The organism is Cupriavidus malaysiensis (assembly GCF_001854325.1).
Taxonomy (GTDB): domain Bacteria; phylum Pseudomonadota; class Gammaproteobacteria; order Burkholderiales; family Burkholderiaceae; genus Cupriavidus; species Cupriavidus malaysiensis.
This window is the reverse complement of sequence record NZ_CP017754.1, coordinates 170893-187040: the sequence shown is the minus strand read 5'-3', so window position 1 is coordinate 187040 and position 16148 is coordinate 170893. Positions and strand designations below refer to the sequence as shown.

Genomic DNA, 16148 nt, shown 5'->3' with positions numbered 1-16148 from the left:
GCCCCCTGCAACAGATCCACCCGGAACGGGATAAGTCTTGTGGATAACGTCCCCGCCCGGCCCACTCCTGCGCCTTCAGGCACGGGGGTGGCGGCACGGCGGGGTCATACGATCGGGCTTCCGTCAGGGCCCGCTACCACTCACTGGTTGACGGCGTCCTTGAACTTCTGGCCGGCCTTGAACTTCACGGTCTTGGCGGCCTCGACCTTGATTTCTTCGCCGGTGCGCGGGTTGCGTGCCATGCGCTCACCGCGCTCGCCCTGGCTGAACGTACCAAAGCCGATCAGGCTGAGCGTATCGCCCTTGGCCACGGCATCCATGATGGCCGACAGGGTCACGTTCAGTGCCTGTTCTGCCTTGGCCTTGGTGAGCCCGTCCACGCCGGCGGCGATGGCGTCGATCAGTTCGGTTTTCGTCATGCTTCACTCCGTATCGAGTTGATAAAACACAGTGTCCCGGACCGTGCCGATGCCGTTGGCAGCGGCGCCGGCCCTGGCGCTGCGGGCCACATCATACCGTGTCGGGCCGAGCGCACCGGGAACAGATTGTTACAGGCACGGATACATCTCCGGCCCGGCGTATGAGGTGCGATGCGCCTGCGGCAGGTCGCGGACACCTGTCCGGCCGCCAGCAGGCCCAGGATCGCGACAGGAGCTCCAGGAACGCTCCCAGGCCTGAAACGTGGCGCAGCGCCTTCCAGCCCCCTCCCAGCCCCTCCCAGACGTTCGCAGGGGCTCCACAGGCCTCCCGGGGACTCCGCGGGCCTGTGGCAGCGTTGCAGCCTCCCGGCGGGCCTGAATGGCCTGGCGGCCGCACCTGACGCAGCACCGAATCCGCAACGCGCTGTCGGGCTATCGGCAACCTGCACTATCTTGCAGCTTCGCGACGACACCCCCCGCCAGCTATTCACGCCGCGAATCCGCGCCGCCCCGCTCGTCCACAGATGGCACGGGAAGGTAAACGGCAGCCGGACGGTTTACGTGAGGGAGGACGCTTGCCGCTCCGTGACCGCGCGGGCGGGGCGTATACGTCGACCGCGAGCGCCGATCCGGGTTCGCCGCGCAAAGCGTATACGCCGCGCCACGTATACCCGGCGAGCCTTCACGATCCCGTTGCCTATCGAACAGGCAGGGCCGCTTGGCCGACCTCCGGGAACGGGGGCCCGTTTTTCGCTGCTGGCAGGGCGAAGCCCATCGGGTTTACATCGTTCTTTCATGTATACAGATAGTGGTAGTAGGTAAACGCCTGCCTCTTCTGTGGATAACCCGTCTTTCTCCAGGTAAATCAAGGTCTTGCGTTAACGGTAAGTGCACGGACGGCATGTTGGCCGGGGTGGATGACTCAACCATCTGGATGAGATGACGGGAGCGCGGACTCCGACTTATGCCTGAGCCATCCCCATGCGAACCCCAGCCGCCCCACATGCAATGCGCGTGCTTATCCACAGAAATGGCCCGGTTTATCCACCGCGAGGGGCGGGGTGCGTGTGCGTTTTCCGTACGTTTTACCCTGGGTGAGGTATGCGCCGCCGCGTAGCCGGGCGGTGTACGGCGTATACGGTGTGCGGGGGGCAGCGGACGGCTCGACGTATACGTGGTGTGTCGGTAGCCCCGGTAGCCCCGGGGATGCTGTCGTCATCACGGCCGGTTATCATCGCGATCGCGCCGGAGGGCTGGCGCAGGCGCGCCCGGCAAGGGGCGGGAAGGCATGGGAAGGCAAATGGTGGACGAGTCGAAACCGGAACAGCAGGATCAGCAGGGCCAACAGGCGGCGCAGGCCAAGGGGGACAAGCCTGGCAAGGCCCGCAAGGATGCGCGCGACCGCATCGAGGTGCGCCAGTCGGGGGTGCACGGCAAGGGTGTCTACGCGATCGCGCCGATCGCGGCGGGTGAGCGCGTGATCCAGTACAAGGGCGAGCGCATTTCGTGGAAGGAGGCCCTCAAACGCCACCCGCACGATCCCGAGGATCCCAATCACACCTTCTATTTCAGCCTGGAAGGCGGTGACGTGATCGACGCCAAGTTCGGCGGCAATCGCGCGCGCTGGATCAACCACGCCTGCGAGCCCAATTGCGAGGCGCGCGAGAAGAAAGGCAAGGTGCATATCTATGCACTGCGCGACCTGGCGGCGGGCGAGGAGCTGTTCTACGACTACGGCCTGGTGATCGATGCGCGCTACACGAAGAAGCTGAAGGCCGAATACGCCTGCCGCTGCGGCAGCCCCGAGTGCCGGGGCACCATGCTGGCGCCGAAGAACAAGAAGTAAGGGGCGGGCGCGGCCGGTCTCAGGCCGTGCCGGGGGCTTCGCAGGGCACGCGGATGACGAAACGCATCGCCGGCGTGCCGTCGGTCTCGGCCGCAGGCACGTCTTCGATGCGGATGGTGCCCTGATGTAGCGTCACGATTTCGTGGACGATGGCCAGGCCCAGGCCGGCACCGCCCGGCGCTGCGCCTGGCGTGGTCGTGGCCGGGCCATGGTCGCCGCGGAAGAAGCGCTTGAACACTTCTTCGCGCCGCGCCGGCGCGATGCCCGGACCGTCGTCTTCGATCATCACCACCGCCATGCCGCGGTGGCCCAGGGTCTCGCCGCCGGCGCGCACTGTGATGCGCCCGCCCGGCGGCACATACTTGACCGCGTTGTCGAGCAGGTTGCTGAGCGCTTCGCGCATCAGCAGGCGATTGCCGCGCACCACCGAGGGCGCGGTGCCGGTGAAGGTCGGGCCGGGCAGGGTCTCGAAGCCCAGGTCGATATGGCGTGCCAGGGCCTGCGGCACCCATTCGGCGCCGGTTTCGAAGGCCATCTCGGCCAGGTCGAAGTACTCGACCGGACCGAGCCGCTCCAGCGACAGGCCCGGCTCGGCGCGCGCCAGGGACAGCAGCTGGTTGGACAGGCGCACCGCGCGGTCCGAGGAGATCTGCAGTTCACGCAGCGCATGGCGCGCTACCTCCAGGCTGTCGGCCGACATGGCGCGGTCGGCGTGCAGCTTGACCGCGGTCAGCGGTGTGCGCAACTGGTGCGCCGCATCGGCGATGAACTTGCGCTGCGCATCGAGCGCGTCGCGCAGCCGCGACAGCAGCGCGTTGAGGGCGCGGATCAGCGGCTCGACCTCGGCCGGCACCTGGGTTTCGTCCAGCGCCGCCAGCGAGCGCGCGGTCTGCCGGTTGAGCTTGTCGGTCAGCAGCTGCAGCGGCACCAGCTCTTCCTTGAGCACGTGCGACAGGATCAGGCTGCCCACCAGCAGCAGCAGGATCAGCGGCACCGACACCGACAGCAGGATCTCGTTGGCGGCCGCCTCGCGCCGGTCCAGCAGCTCGGCCACCTCCACCACGATGGGCCCGCGCGGCGGCTTGCCCTGCACGCTGGTGGCGAACTCGTCGGCGGCGGCGCTGGGCAGGTTGACCGGCAGGCGCACCGCGCGCACCTGACGGCCGCTGAACCAGGCATAGAACAGCCGGGCATCGTGCAGCGTGGTCTGGCCGGTGCCGTAGCCCAGCCAGGTGTCCATGCCGCCGATCAGTCCGTCGGGGCCGTGGATGCGCCAGTAGATGCGGTCGCTGCCTTCGGCCTCGACCAGCGTCTGGGCGATCATGGGGATGTCCTGCTCGAGCCGCGGGCCGGCGATGCGGATCTGCTGGGCGATATTGTTGGCCACGCCGTAGAGCGCGCGGTCGAACACCTGGGTGGTGTAGTGGGCGGCCAGCCAGTAGGAGAGCGAGCCGCTGGTCAGCACCAGGGCGAACAGCGGCGTGGCCAGCTCGCGCAGCAGGTGGACCCGCAGGCTTTGCGAGGAGGCCGGCCGGGCCGCTGGCGCGCTCCCTTCGGCGGGGGCGCTGGGACCTGGCCTGGAACGCAGCCACATGGTGGAACGGCGCGGGGCGCTTACTGGCCCGCGCGGATCTGCAGCAGGTAGCCGAAGCCGCGCACGGTGACGATCTCCACGTCGCTTTCCTCGAGCTTCTTGCGCACGCGGTGCACATAGACTTCGATGGCGGTGTCGCCCACCGTATCGCCGCCTTCGCCGGCGGGATGGGCGAAGGTGGCCAGGTGGTCCTGCAGCTGTGCCTTGCTGACCACGCGCCCCTGGCGCTGCAGCAGCAGTTCCAGCACGGCGAACTCGCGCGGCGACAGTTCCAGCGGCTTGCCGTCGATGAACATGCGGCGGTCGTTGCCCGACAGGCGCAGGCTGCCCAGGCGCACGTCGCGCTCGGGCGCGGCTTCGCCGTGCTGGCTGCGGCGCAGCAGCACGCGCACGCGCGCTTCCAGTTCGGGCAGCGCGAAGGGCTTGACCAGGTAGTCGTCGGCGCCGGCGTTGAGGCCGGACAGCTTGTCTTCCAGCTCGTCGCGCGCGGTCAGGATGATGACGGGGGTGGTGCGGTTGCGGGCGCGGTAGCGCGCCAGCAGGGTCATGCCGTCGATGCCGGGCAGGCCCAGGTCCAGGATGACCAGGTCATGCTGTTCGCGCATCAGGTGTTCGGTGGCATAGACGCCATCGTGCACCACGCGCACCTGGTGGCCGGCCTGGGACAGGCCGGCTTCGACGCCACTGGCGATCTGGCGGTCGTCCTCGATCAGCAGGATACGCATAACGGCAGGGGGAAAAGCGGGAAAGGGGATGGATACGGCTGCTGGCTGCAGATTGTACAGGGCGCCGGCCCGGCCCGCCGCGAATTCCCCCGCGCCCCCGCCGGCGGCGCGGCAGCGCTCAGCGCTGGCCCAGCGAGGCCGCGGCCTGCTCGATGAAGCGGGCCAGGTTGATATCGCGCATGGTCAGGCCGTTGGCGTCATGGGTGGACAGGGTGATGTCGACCCGGTTGTAGACGTTGAACCACTCCGGGTGGTGGTCGGCCTTCTCGGCGGCCAGCGCCACGCGCGTCATGAAGGCGAAGGCGGCGTTGAAGTCGGCGAAGGTGAATGGCTTGCGGATGGCGTCGCGGTCAGGCACGGCGGTCCAGCCGGGCAGCGTGGCCAGCAGCGGGGCGCGTTCCTGCTGGGAGAGGGCGGTCAGGGTGGTCATAGCGATCTCGATCGGGGAAGGGCGACACAAAGGGCGACACGGCTGCGCTGCGCGATGAGGCGCGCAGCGATCGCGTCAGGGGCGGAACGGGGCATGCCGGCCCGTCCGCGCGCCGCCGTGGCGGCACCCGGGCGCATGCCGGCATTGTTTCACAAAGTGAGGCAAGGGGCCGGGCCCCGCCGGCTCAAACGTCGTCGCTGTCGCTCCAGCCCTCGCGGGTGCCGGCATTGAGCACGAGGTCGCCCTCGGCCACATCGCCCGCGCCCAGCGTGGGCAGCGCGCGCAGCGACTCGTAGAGCGGCGCGAAGTCGGGACGGGTGGCGTCGAACAGCTGTTCGAAGCTGTCGATGACGAAGTAGGTCTTCTGGAAGGTGTCGATGCGGTAGCGCGTGCGCATGATGCGCCGCACATCGAAGCCGATGCGGTTGGGGCTGGCCGAGTCCAGGCTGTAGAGGGACTCGCCCTGGCTGGACAGGATGCCGGCGCCGTAGATGCGCAGGCCCGCGTCGGTGCGGATCAGGCCGAACTCCACCGTGTACCAGTACAGGCGCGCCAGCATGTCGAGCGCGTTCAGCGAGGCCGCCTTGAGGCCGCCCTTGCCGTAGGCTTCCATGTAGTCGGCGAAGACCGGGTTGATCAGCAGCGGCACGTGGCCGAAGACGTCGTGGAAGCAGTCGGGCTCCTGCAGGTAGTCGAGCTGCTCGGGCTTGCGCATCCACCAGCTGGCGGGGAAGCGGCGGTTGGCCAGGTGTTCGAAGAAGACGTGGTCCGGCACCAGGCCGGGCACCGCCACCACCTGCCAGCCGGTGGCGTGCATCAGCGTCTCGTTGAGCTGCTCGAAGTCGGGCACGCGGTCCTTGCCCATGCCCAGGGTCGACAGGCCTTGCAGGAACTCGTCGCAGACCCGGCCGCGCAGCATCGAGGCCTGGCGCTCGTAGAGCTTGCGCCACACCGCGTGGTCGCTCTCGGTATAGCGGTGCACCGGCTGGGCGATGGTGAAGTCGGGGCGCAGTTCCTGGCCCGACAACAGGCCGGCGTCGAACTGTTCCTTGAGCTTGTCGGTCAGGGTGCCCTGGAAGCCGGCGGGGGTGCCGGCCTGGCTGGCGGCGGTGCTTTGCATGTCCATAAGGTGTGTCTCCGCGCGGCGTCGCGCGCATGGGCAGCGGCGATCGGGTATCCGCTGCGGATTATCTGCACAGTCTAGCCATCCACCCGCGAAATTTGCCCGCAAATTCGGCTTGGAATCGCTTTGTGGTGCGCGTAATATGCGCACCACAAGATAATGATGCGGAAATCCCGCATTGCACCGCCGGCCCTGCCTCGGGAGCCCTTCGCCATGGTTTCGCTCGATCCCTACGACCTCGCCCTGCTGGCCGCGCTGCAGGCCGACGGCCGCTCCACCCACCAGCAGCTGGCCGAGCGCGTGCACCTGTCGCCCAGCCAGGTCGGACGGCGCCTGGCCCGCCTGGAGGCCGACGGCGTCATCACCGGCTACCGGGTGGCCCTGGCGCCGGCGAAGCTGGGCCTGGGTGTCCTGGTCTTCGTCAGCGTCAAGCTGGCCCACCACGGCGATGCCATCATCGAGCGCTTCCGCGAGGACATCCTGCTGCTGGAGGAGGTGCAGGAGTGCTACTCGGTGGCGGGCGAGGCCGACTACCTGCTGCGCGTGGTGGTGGCCGACCTGCCCACGCTGGCCGAATTCACCATGAAGAAGCTGATGCGCGTGACCGGGGTGGAGAGCGTGCGCTCGAACATCGTGCTGACCGCGCTGAAGCAGGACGGGCCGCTGCCGCTGTCGCAACTGCGCTGAAGTGCGACGTGGCGTATGCGCCACGGGCTTGCGCTCGCCGCGGCCGCATGTCACCCTCGCCGCATGCCAACAGGGGAGAAGGCACAGATGCGGGAGAACATCGCTCGGGCTGTCCGTCGGGCCGTCCACGGAGCCGGCCGGCAGTGCCGGGAAGCCGGCGCGGCGCTCGCCCTGCTGTTGGCGGCGGCGCTGGCGGGGCCGCTCGCCGGCCCGGTGCAGGCGGCCCAGGTGGCGCGCCTGTCTCCCGAGGGGGTGGTGCCGCAGGTGCGCCAGGTGGCGATCCGTTTCGACGAAGATATGGTGCCGCTGGGCGACCTGCAGGCGGCCGCGCCCGCCAGCGTGTCGTGCAGCGGTGGTGCCGACGCCGGCGGCCAGCCGCGCTGGGTCGATGCGCGCAACTGGGTGTTCGATTTCCCCCAGGACCTGGCGCCGGGCGTGCACTGCACCGTGCGCATCGCTGCCGGCCTCGCCAGCGTCGCCGGCAAGGCTTTCTCCGGCAAGCGCGAATACCGCTTCGAGACCGGCGGCCCGGCGGTGTTGTCGAGCCGGCCGGCAGGTGGCGAGATCGAGGAAGACCAGGTCTTCGCGCTGCGCTTCAACGGTGCCGCCTCCGCCGCCTCGCTGCGCGAGCATGCCTGGTGCCAGGCACAGGGGCTGGGCGAGCGCATCCCGGTGCGGCTGCTGGAGGGCAAGGAGCGCGATGCCGTGCTCGACGCGATCCGCTGGAAGCGCTATGCGCAGGCCGACGGCACCGTGCACCTGCTGGCCTGCCAGCAGCGCCTGCCTTCCGGTGCGCGCATGCAACTGGTGCTGGGTGCCGGCATCGCCACGCCCGGCGGCGTGGCCACGCGCGAGGATCGCCGCTTCGACTACACCGTGCGCGAGCCGTTCACGGCCGGTTTCAGCTGCGAACGCGAACGGGCCCAGGCGCCTTGCACACCGCTGCGCCCGCTCACGCTCAGCTTCTCGGCCCCGGTGCCGCGCAAGGCGGCCGAGCACATCGTGCTGAAGACGCCGTCCGGCCCGCGCGCGCCGCAGTTCGACGCCGGCCTCGCGCCCGGCGCGAGCGTGAGCCGGCTGAGCTTCCCCGCGCTGCTGCCCGAGCGCGCCAGCCTGACCCTCGAGGTGCCGCGCGAGCTGCGCGACGAGAGCGGGCGCGCGCTGTCCAATGCCGACCTGTTCCCGCTCAGGGTCGAGACCGCCGCCATGCCGCCGCTGGCCAAGTTCGCCGCGGCGCCGTTCGGCGTGGTGGAGCGCTTCGGCGAAGTGCCCAAGGGCAAGGCCCCGGCCGACTACCCGCCGCTGCTGCCGCTGACCGTGCGCAATGTCGAGGCCGATCTCGCGCTCAAGGGCCTGCGCGCGCAGGCCGGCACCCTGAGCCGGCTCAAGGTCGACGAGGATGGCGCGGTGCTGCGCTGGCTGGGCCTGGTGCGCCGCCTGCACGAGTCCAGCTGGACGCGCGGCGAGCTCGACGCCATCCTGGCCGGGCGCTCGCCGTCGGCCGTCGCCAACCCGCGCAACGCGCCGCAGATCGAGACGCGCAGCGTGTCGCTGCTGGCGCGCGCGCCGGGTGCGCGCCAGCTGGCGCTGCCGCTGGGGGACGGCAAGGACAAGCGGCCCTTCGAAGTGGTCGGCGTACCGCTGCCCGAAGCGGGCTTCCATGTGGTCGAGGTAGCCTCGCCGGCACTGGGCGAGGCGCTGCTGGGCCGCTCCGCGCCGATGTACGTGCGCACCGCCGTGCTGGTGACCAACCTGGGCGTGCATTTCAAGCTGGCGCGCGGCGATGGCGCCGGCAGGCTGAGCGGCCTGGCCTGGGTGACCGCGCTCGACGATGGCAAGCCGGTGGCCGACGCGGTGCTGGCGCTGCGCGACTGCAGCGGCCGGCTGCTGGCGCAGGGCCGCAGCGGCGCGGACGGGGTGGCGCGCTTCGCCGCCTTCGACGACGTGCGCGAGCGCCAGTGCGACGACACCGGCCTGTCGGGCTACTTCGTCTCGGCGCGCATCGGCGCCGATCATCCGCAGGCGCGCGGCCAGGCCGACATGGCCTTCGTCATGTCCGACTGGAACCGCGGCATCGAGAGCTGGCGCTTCAACGTGCCGACCGATACCAGCGCCGCGCCGACCGTGCGCGCGCACACCATCTTCGACCGCACCCTGCTGCGCGTCGGCGAGACCGTGTCGATGAAGCACCTGATCCGCATCGAGACCGCGCAGGGCTTCGGCCTGCCGGGCGCGGGCCAGGCGCTGCCGGCCAAGGTGGTGATGCGCCACGTCGGCAGCGACCAGACCTACGAACTGCCGCTGCAGTGGCGCGCCACCGCCAGCGGCGGGCGCAGCGCCGAAAGCAGCTTCCAGATCCCGCCCGAGGCCAAGCTCGGCAGCTACGACGTGGAACTGGTGACGCGCCGTGGCGAAGGCCAGCAGGCGCAGGAAGACAGCCTCTCCAGCGGCAGCTTCCGCGTCGAGGCCTTCCGCCTGCCGGTGCTGGCCGGCACGCTGAAGGCGGGCACGGCCGCGCCGGTGGTGGCGCCGGCCGAGCTGCCGGTCGACGTCGAGGTCCACTATGTCGCCGGCGGTGCCGCCGCCGGCCTGCCGGTACGCGTGTCGGCGCTGCTGCGCGACAAGGCGGTGTTCTTCCCCGACTACGATGACTACTCCTTCGCCGCGCCGCGCGCGCGCCAGGAGTCGGCGGGCGGCGACGAGGACGTGGAGGAGGGCGAATCCGCGCCGCGCGACGACGGCCAGAAGCTGGTGGCCGACAAGCTGCCGCTGGCGCTGGACAAGAGCGGTGCCGGCAAGGTCACGGTGCGCAAGCTGCCGGCGCTGGATGCGCCGCGCGACCTGCTGCTGGAAGCGGGCTTCGCCGATCCCAACGGCGAGCTGCAGACGCTGCGCCAGACCGTGCCGCTGTGGCCGGCCGCGGTGGTGGCGGGCATCCGCACCGAGGGCTGGGCTTCGGTCAAGCAGAAGATCGTGGTGCATGGCCTGGTGCTCGATACCGCCGGCAGGCCGCAGGCCGGCGTGCCGGTGCAGGTCCAGGCCCGCGCGCGCATCGTCACCTCGGCGCGCAAGCGCGTGGTGGGCGGCTTCTACCGCTACGACAACAGCAGCGAAAGCCGCGATCTCGGCACCGTGTGCGAGGGCCGCAGCGATGCGCAGGGGCGGGTACGCTGCGAGGTGGCGCTGGCGCAGGCCGGCCAGATCGAGCTGGTGGCCAGCGCGCGCGACAATGCCGGACGCAGTTCGCGTGCGGCCACCACGGTGTGGGTGACGCGCCAGGGCGAGCTGTGGTTCGGCGGCGAAGACCATGACCGCATCGACCTGCTGCCCGAGAAGAAGTCCTACGCAGCCGGCGAAACCGCCGTGTTCCAGGCGCGCATGCCGTTCCGCCACGCCACCGCGCTGGTCTCGGTGGAACGCGAGGGTGTGCTGCAGACCAGCGTGGTCGAGCTCGACGGCAAGGACCCGACCGTGCGGCTCAAGGTCAAGCCCGAGTGGGGGCCCAATGTCTACGTCTCGGTGCTCGCCGTGCGCGGCCGCCTGCGCGAGGTTCCCTGGTATTCCTTCTTCACCTGGGGCTGGCGCCAGCCGCTCGAATGGTGGCGCGCCTTCCGCGGCGAGGGCGGCGCATGGAGCGCGCCGACGCCGCTGGTGGACCTGTCCAAGCCGGCCTTCCGCCTGGGCCTGGCCGAGATCCGCGTCGGCAGCGAGGCGCACCGGCTCGACGTCAAGGTCAGCACCGACCGGGCCAGCTACCCGGTGCGCGGCAAGGCGCAGGTGACGGTACAGGTCACGCTGCCCGACGGCCGTCCCGCCGCCGGCGGCGAGGTGGCGCTCGCCGCGGTCGACGAGGCACTGCTGGAGCTGATGCCCAACCGCAGCTGGGACGTTCTCGACGCCATGCTGCAGCGGCGCGGCTACGGCGTGGAGACCGCCACCGCGCAGATGGAGATCATCGGCCGCCGCCACTATGGCCGCAAGGCGGTGCCGGCGGGCGGCGGCGGCGGCAAGAGCCCGACGCGCGAGCTGTTCGACACCCTGCTGCTGTGGAACCCGCGCGTGACGCTCGACAGCGCCGGCAAGGCCACGCTGACGGTGCCGCTGAACGACTCGCTGACGCGCTTCCGCGTCGTCGCCGTGGCCGACCAGGGCGTGGGCCGCTTCGGCAGCGGCAGCGCCACCATCGCGGCCACGCAGGACCTGCAGCTGATCGCCGGCCTGCCGCAGCTGGTGCGCGAAGGCGACCGCTACCGCGCCATGTTCACGCTGCGCAATACCACCGCGCGCGCGATGACGGTGGTGGCCACGGCGCGCGCCAGCCTGCCGGGCCAGCAGCAGGCGCTGCCGCCGCAGACGGTGCGGCTGGCCGCCGGCGCCGCGCAGGAGATCGGCTGGCAGGTGACGGTGCCCGACATCCTGGCCGATACGCGCAGCGCCAGCCTGCAGTGGGAGGTACAGGCCGGCGAACAGGGCGGCGAACAGGGCGGTGGCGGCGCCGCCGATCGCATCAAGTTGTCGCAGCAGGTGGTGCCGGCGGTGCCGGTCACCGTGCAGCAGGCCACCCTGGGCCAGCTTGCGCCGAGCCTGTCCGTGCCGGTGCGCGCGCCGGCCGGCGCGCTCGCCGAGCCGGGCAGCCAGCGGCCGCGCGGCGGCCTGCAGGTGGCGCTGCAGTCGTCGCTGGCGGGCGGCATGCCCGGCGTGCGCGAGTGGTTCCGCGCCTATCCCTTCAGCTGCCTGGAGCAGCGTGCCTCGCAGGCGATCGGGCTGGGCGATGCGGCGGCGTGGAATGCGCTGATGGCGCAGTTGCCGACCTATCTCGACCGCGACGGGCTGGCCGCCTACTTCCCCCTGCGCGACGACGGCGAGAGCGGCAGCGAAGTGCTGAGCGCCTACCTGCTGTCGATCGCCGACGAGGCGGCACGCGCCGGCTTGCCGCTGCGCTTGCCGCAGGCGCAGCGCGAGCAGATGGAGCGCGGCCTGGCCGCCTTCGTCGAAGGACGCATCCAGCGCCAGCGCTGGGCCCCGACGCAGGACCTGGAGCTGCGCAAGCTGGCCGCCATCGAGGCGCTCTCGCGCAGCGGCCACGCGCAGCCGCGCATGCTCGATTCGATCCAGCTCCAGCCCGCGCAGTGGCCGACCTCGGCGCTGCTCGACTGGATCGCGGTGCTCACGCGCCTGCCCGACATCCCGCAGCGCGCGGCGCGGCTCGAGCAGGCGCAGCAACTGCTGCGCGCGCGCCTCACGGTGCAGGGCACGCGGCTGGCGTTCTCGACCGAGTCGGGCGACCACCTGTGGTGGTTGATGCAGGGCGCCGACAGCAATGCCGCGCGGCTGCTCGCGCTGGCCACCGAGCTGCCCGGCTGGAAGGACGACGCGCCGCGTCTCGCGGCCGGCCTGCTGGGGCGGCAGGTACGCGGCGCCTGGGACACCACCACCGCCAACGCCTGGGGCACGCTGGCCATCGCGCGCTTCGCGCAGGCTTTCGAGCACGGTGCGGTGACGGGCAGCACCCGCATCGCGCTGGACGGCGGCGGTGAGGCCGGGCGCAGCTTCGACTGGGCGCGCGCCACACGTGGCGAGGGCCAGGACTTGGCGCGCGGCAGCGTGATGTTGCCGTGGCCGGCGGCGGCGGCCGACGGGGTGCCCGCCACGCTGCGCCTCGAGCATGGCGGCGGCGGCCGGCCATGGGCGACGGTGCGCGCGCTGGCGGCGGTGCCGCTGCGCGAGCCGCTCGCGGCGGGCTACCGTATCCGCCGCACGCTCACGGCAGTGGAGCAGGCGGTGCCCGGCAAGTGGTCGCGCGGCGACGTGTACCGGGTCAAGCTGGAGTTCGATGCGCAGGCCGACATGAGCTGGGTGGTGGTCAGCGACCCGCTGCCGGCGGGCGCCACCATCCTCGGCAGCGGCCTGGGGCGGGACTCGGAGGTCGCCACACGGGGCGAGCAGCGCCGCGGCGCCTGGCCGGCCTTTACCGAGCGTACGCCGCAGGCCTACCGTGAGTACTACGCCTATGTGCCGAAGGGGACGGCTTCGGTGGAGTACACGGTGCGGCTGAACAACGCAGGTGAGTTCGCCCTGCCGCCGACGCGCGTCGAAGCCATGTATGCACCCGATGTGTTCGGCGCGGTGCCGAACGCCAAACTGCTGGTGGGGGAACGGCCGTGAGCTGGCTGGCGATGAGAATACCCGCGCGCGTGCGCGAATGGTGGATGGCCGGTGCGCTGGCCGGGGTGATCTACGGCGGCCTGCTGGTCAGCGCCGCGATGGAACTGCCGGAGGGCGCGCCGCTGGCCGGCCAGATCGCGCTGCAGCCGGCCTGGAAGACCGCCATGGCGCTGATGCTGGCGCGCGCGGCCTGGTTCCACCAGCCGCGCCGCGAGCGCCGCTGGCTGGTGGCGGCGCTGCTGTGCTCGGCGCTGGGCGACTTCCTGCTGTGCCTGCCGGGCCTGCCGCACTACTTCGTCGGCGGCCTCGGCGCCTTCCTGCTGGCGCACCTGGCCTACATCGTGCTGCTGCTGCCGCTGGCCGGCGACTGGCGCGCGCCGCGCCTGGTCGGCTGCGGCCTCGTGGTGGGCGCGGCGGGCACGCTGCTGGGGCGCTTCTGGCCCAACCTCGGCACGCTGACCGTGCCGGTCGCGGTCTATGTGTGCGCGCTGGCGGCGATGGCGTGCACGGCGCTGGTGGCGCGCCTGCCCACGCCGCTGGCGGCGCTGGGCGCGCTCTGCTTCGCCGCGTCGGACGCGATGATCGGCATGGCGCGCTTCCTCTCCCCGTTCGACAGCTACCAGCTCGGTATCTGGTGGACCTACGCGGCGGCGCAGGTGCTGCTGGTGGCGGGCGTGACCGCCGGGCGGAACGGATGACGCGGATGGTGCCGCCGCGGCGCGCGCTGGCCGCCGCCTGCCTGCTGGCAGGCGTGCTGGCGGCGCGGATGGCGCATGCGGTGCCCGGCTTCGACGCGGTCAAGGCCGGCTGGCGCAGCGCCGACGTGGTCGTGCTCGACCGTCATGGCGAAACGCTGGCGCGCGTGCGCGAGGACTTCCAGGCGCGCCGCGGCGACTGGGTCGCGCTGGAGGAGATCTCGCCGGCCATGCGCCATGCCATCGTGCTGTCCGAGGACCGCCGCTTCTACGCCCACAGCGGCATCGACTGGCAAGGCGTGGCCGCCGCCGCCTGGGCCAATCTGTGGAACACGCGCACACGCGGTGCCTCGACGCTGACCATGCAGCTGGCCGGCCTGCTCGACGACAACCTGCGCCGCCCGGGCGGCCAGCGCAGCCTCGCGCAGAAGCTCGGCCAGGCCGCGGCCGCGGCCGCCCTGGAGCGTGGCTGGAGCAAGGCGCAGATCCTCGAGGCCTACCTCAACCTGGTGCCGCTGCGCGGCGAACTGGTGGGCGTGGCGGCGCTGTCGCAGGCGCTGTTCGGCAAGGTGCCGGGCGGGCTCGATGCGCGCGAGTCGGCGCTGGCCGTGGCGCTGGTGCGCGCGCCGAATGCGCCGGCGCGGCGCGTGGCGCAGCGCGCCTGCGGCATCCTGCGCGAGATGGGGCGGGCACAGGAATGCGCCGGCCTGGAGGGCTTCGCCCAACTGGTGTTGCTGCGCGGTGCGCGTGCGCCGGCCGGTGCGGCCAGTCTGGACGGTATGGACGGGATGGGCGGTATGGATGACAAGGCCGCGCGTGCCGCGCTGGCACCGCACCTGGCGCGCGCCGCGCTGGCACAGGCGCGCGCCGTGGCGCCGCGCTCCGCGCTGCCGGCGCGCCTGGCCACCACCGCCGATGCCGGCCTGCAGCGCGTGGCGCAGGCCAGCCTGCAGCGTCACCTGCGCGAGCTGGCGGGGCGGCAGGTGGAGGACGGCGCCGTGGTGGTGCTCGACAACGCCAGCGGCGACGTGCTCGCCTATGTGGGTTCTTCCGGCGTGCTGTCGTCGGCGGCACAGGTCGACCATGCCGCCGCGCTGCGCCAGGCGGGGTCCACCCTCAAACCCTTCCTCTACGAGCAGGCGCTCGAGGAGAAGCGGCTGACCGCCGCCTCGCTGCTGGACGACCGCCCGGTCAACCTGCCCACCGGCGGGGGCCTCTACGTGCCGCAGAACTACGACCGCCGCTATGCCGGCTGGGTCAGCATGCGCGCGGCGCTGGCCTCGTCGCTGAACGTGCCGGCGGTACGCACGCTGGTGATGGTGAGCCCGCACCGCTTCCGCCAGCGTCTGGTGGCGCTCGGCCTGCCGCTCAGCGAGGCCGGCGACTACTACGGCTACAGCCTGGCGCTGGGCAGCGCGGACGTGCCGCTGCTGGCCTTGACCAACGCCTACCGCGCGCTGGCCAACGGCGGCCGCTACGGACCGGTGCGGATGCGCCTGGAGGCCGCTCCCGGCAAGCTGCGCCAGGTGATGTCGCCGGCGGCCAGCTACGTGGTCGCCGACGTGCTGTCCGACCGCCATGCGCGCGCGCGTACCTTCGGTCTCGACAGCCCGCTGACCACGCGCTACTGGAGCGCGGTCAAGACCGGCACCAGCAAGGACATGCGCGACAACTGGTGCATCGGCTGGTCCGAGCGCTACACGGTGGGCGTATGGGTGGGCAATGCGAGCGGCGCGAGCATGCACGAGGTATCGGGCGTGTCGGGTGCCGCGCCGGTCTGGCACGAGGTGATGGACACCCTGCACCGCAGCCTGCCGAGCGCGCCGCCAGCGCCCCCGGCCGGCGTGCAGCGGGTGGCGCTGCGTTTCGACGGCGACCTCGAGCCGGCGCGCGAGGAGGTGTTCCTGGCAGGCACGGCGCTGACATGGGTACGCGTCGCCGGCGCGGCTGGTGAAGCCGTCGATGGGGGCGCAGGCGGGCCGAAGCAGCGGGGCCGGCCGGCGGCGAGCGCGCGCGTCGGGGTCGATGCCGGCGTGGCGGCCATCGCCAGCCCCGCCGACGGCACCATCTTCGCGCTGGATCCCGATATCCCGCCGGCCGCGCAGCGCGTGTGGCTGCGCGCGGAAGCAGCCGGCGGCGCGCCCGCGCGCGGGGTCGGCTGGCGCCTGGACGGCCAGCTGCTGGCGCGTGGCGCCGAGGTGGCCTGGCTGCCTTGGCCGGGGCGCCATCAGTTCGAGCTGGTCTCGGCCGACGGGCGCGTGCTCGACCGCGTCGGCGTCGAGGTGCGCGGGGCCGTGGCGCGCACGCCGGCGCCTGCCGGGCGGCCGGGCGGCTGAACGTGCTTCGGCGGCGGCCTGCCTGCTGGCAGCCTGCGTGCGGCATCGCCGATAATCGCGGCTCGACCCCGCGCGGCGCCGGCATCACCCTGGCGACCGCCGTTTTCCCTGTTTTCCCTGTCTTCCTT

10 protein-coding genes are annotated in these 16148 nt (G+C 71.8%); 5 read left to right on the top strand and 5 right to left on the bottom strand.

The window, feature by feature from the left end; genetic code table 11:
• Window positions 1-140 precede the first annotated feature (140 nt).
• On the bottom strand, window positions 141-419 hold the full coding sequence (locus tag BKK80_RS00835) for an HU family DNA-binding protein (RefSeq protein ID WP_071010446.1): 279 nt from the start codon (window positions 417-419) through the stop codon (window positions 141-143).
• 1300 nt (window positions 420-1719) lie between these two features.
• Between BKK80_RS00835 and BKK80_RS00830 the strand changes: the two genes are divergently transcribed.
• Entirely contained in the window at window positions 1720-2265 is a 546-nt protein-coding gene (locus BKK80_RS00830; RefSeq protein WP_071010445.1) for an SET domain-containing protein, read from the top strand.
• A gap of 19 nt (window positions 2266-2284) precedes the next feature.
• Here the strand turns inward: BKK80_RS00830 and BKK80_RS00825 are convergent, their stop codons facing one another.
• The 4 genes from BKK80_RS00825 to phhA form a co-directional block, all read right to left on the bottom strand.
• Window positions 2285-3859 carry a sensor histidine kinase gene (locus tag BKK80_RS00825; protein WP_071010444.1) on the bottom strand — a complete coding sequence of 525 codons (1575 nt, stop codon included), beginning with the start codon at window positions 3857-3859 and terminating at the stop codon, window positions 2285-2287.
• Between the two features lie 20 nt (window positions 3860-3879).
• A complete protein-coding gene (locus BKK80_RS00820) occupies window positions 3880-4584 on the bottom strand; it encodes a response regulator transcription factor (RefSeq protein ID WP_071010443.1) in 705 nt (234 codons plus the stop codon).
• A 118-nt stretch (window positions 4585-4702) separates the two neighbouring features.
• Window positions 4703-5005, bottom strand: a complete 303-nt coding sequence (locus BKK80_RS00815) for a 4a-hydroxytetrahydrobiopterin dehydratase (RefSeq protein ID WP_236903738.1) — start codon at window positions 5003-5005, stop codon at window positions 4703-4705.
• 193 nt (window positions 5006-5198) lie between these two features.
• Entirely contained in the window at window positions 5199-6134 is a 936-nt protein-coding gene (gene phhA, locus BKK80_RS00810) for a phenylalanine 4-monooxygenase (protein ID WP_083384178.1), read from the bottom strand.
• 216 nt (window positions 6135-6350) lie between these two features.
• Between phhA and BKK80_RS00805 the strand changes: the two genes are divergently transcribed.
• From BKK80_RS00805 to pbpC, 4 genes are all read left to right on the top strand, one after another.
• A complete protein-coding gene (locus tag BKK80_RS00805) occupies window positions 6351-6824 on the top strand; it encodes an Lrp/AsnC family transcriptional regulator (protein WP_071010440.1) in 474 nt (157 codons plus the stop codon).
• Window positions 6825-6911: 87 nt separating this feature from the next.
• Complete coding sequence (locus BKK80_RS00800; RefSeq protein WP_071068424.1) at window positions 6912-12989, top strand: alpha-2-macroglobulin family protein; 6078 nt, start codon at window positions 6912-6914, stop codon at window positions 12987-12989.
• Window positions 12986-13687 carry a lysoplasmalogenase gene (locus BKK80_RS00795; protein ID WP_071068423.1) on the top strand — a complete coding sequence of 234 codons (702 nt, stop codon included), beginning with the start codon at window positions 12986-12988 and terminating at the stop codon, window positions 13685-13687. Before BKK80_RS00800 ends, BKK80_RS00795 begins: the two co-directional genes overlap by 4 nt.
• Window positions 13684-16020: a penicillin-binding protein 1C gene (gene pbpC / locus BKK80_RS00790; protein WP_071068422.1), complete on the top strand. Its 2337-nt coding sequence runs from the start codon at window positions 13684-13686 to the stop codon at window positions 16018-16020. The genes BKK80_RS00795 and pbpC overlap by 4 nt, the downstream gene beginning before the upstream one ends.
• Window positions 16021-16148 lie beyond the last annotated feature (128 nt).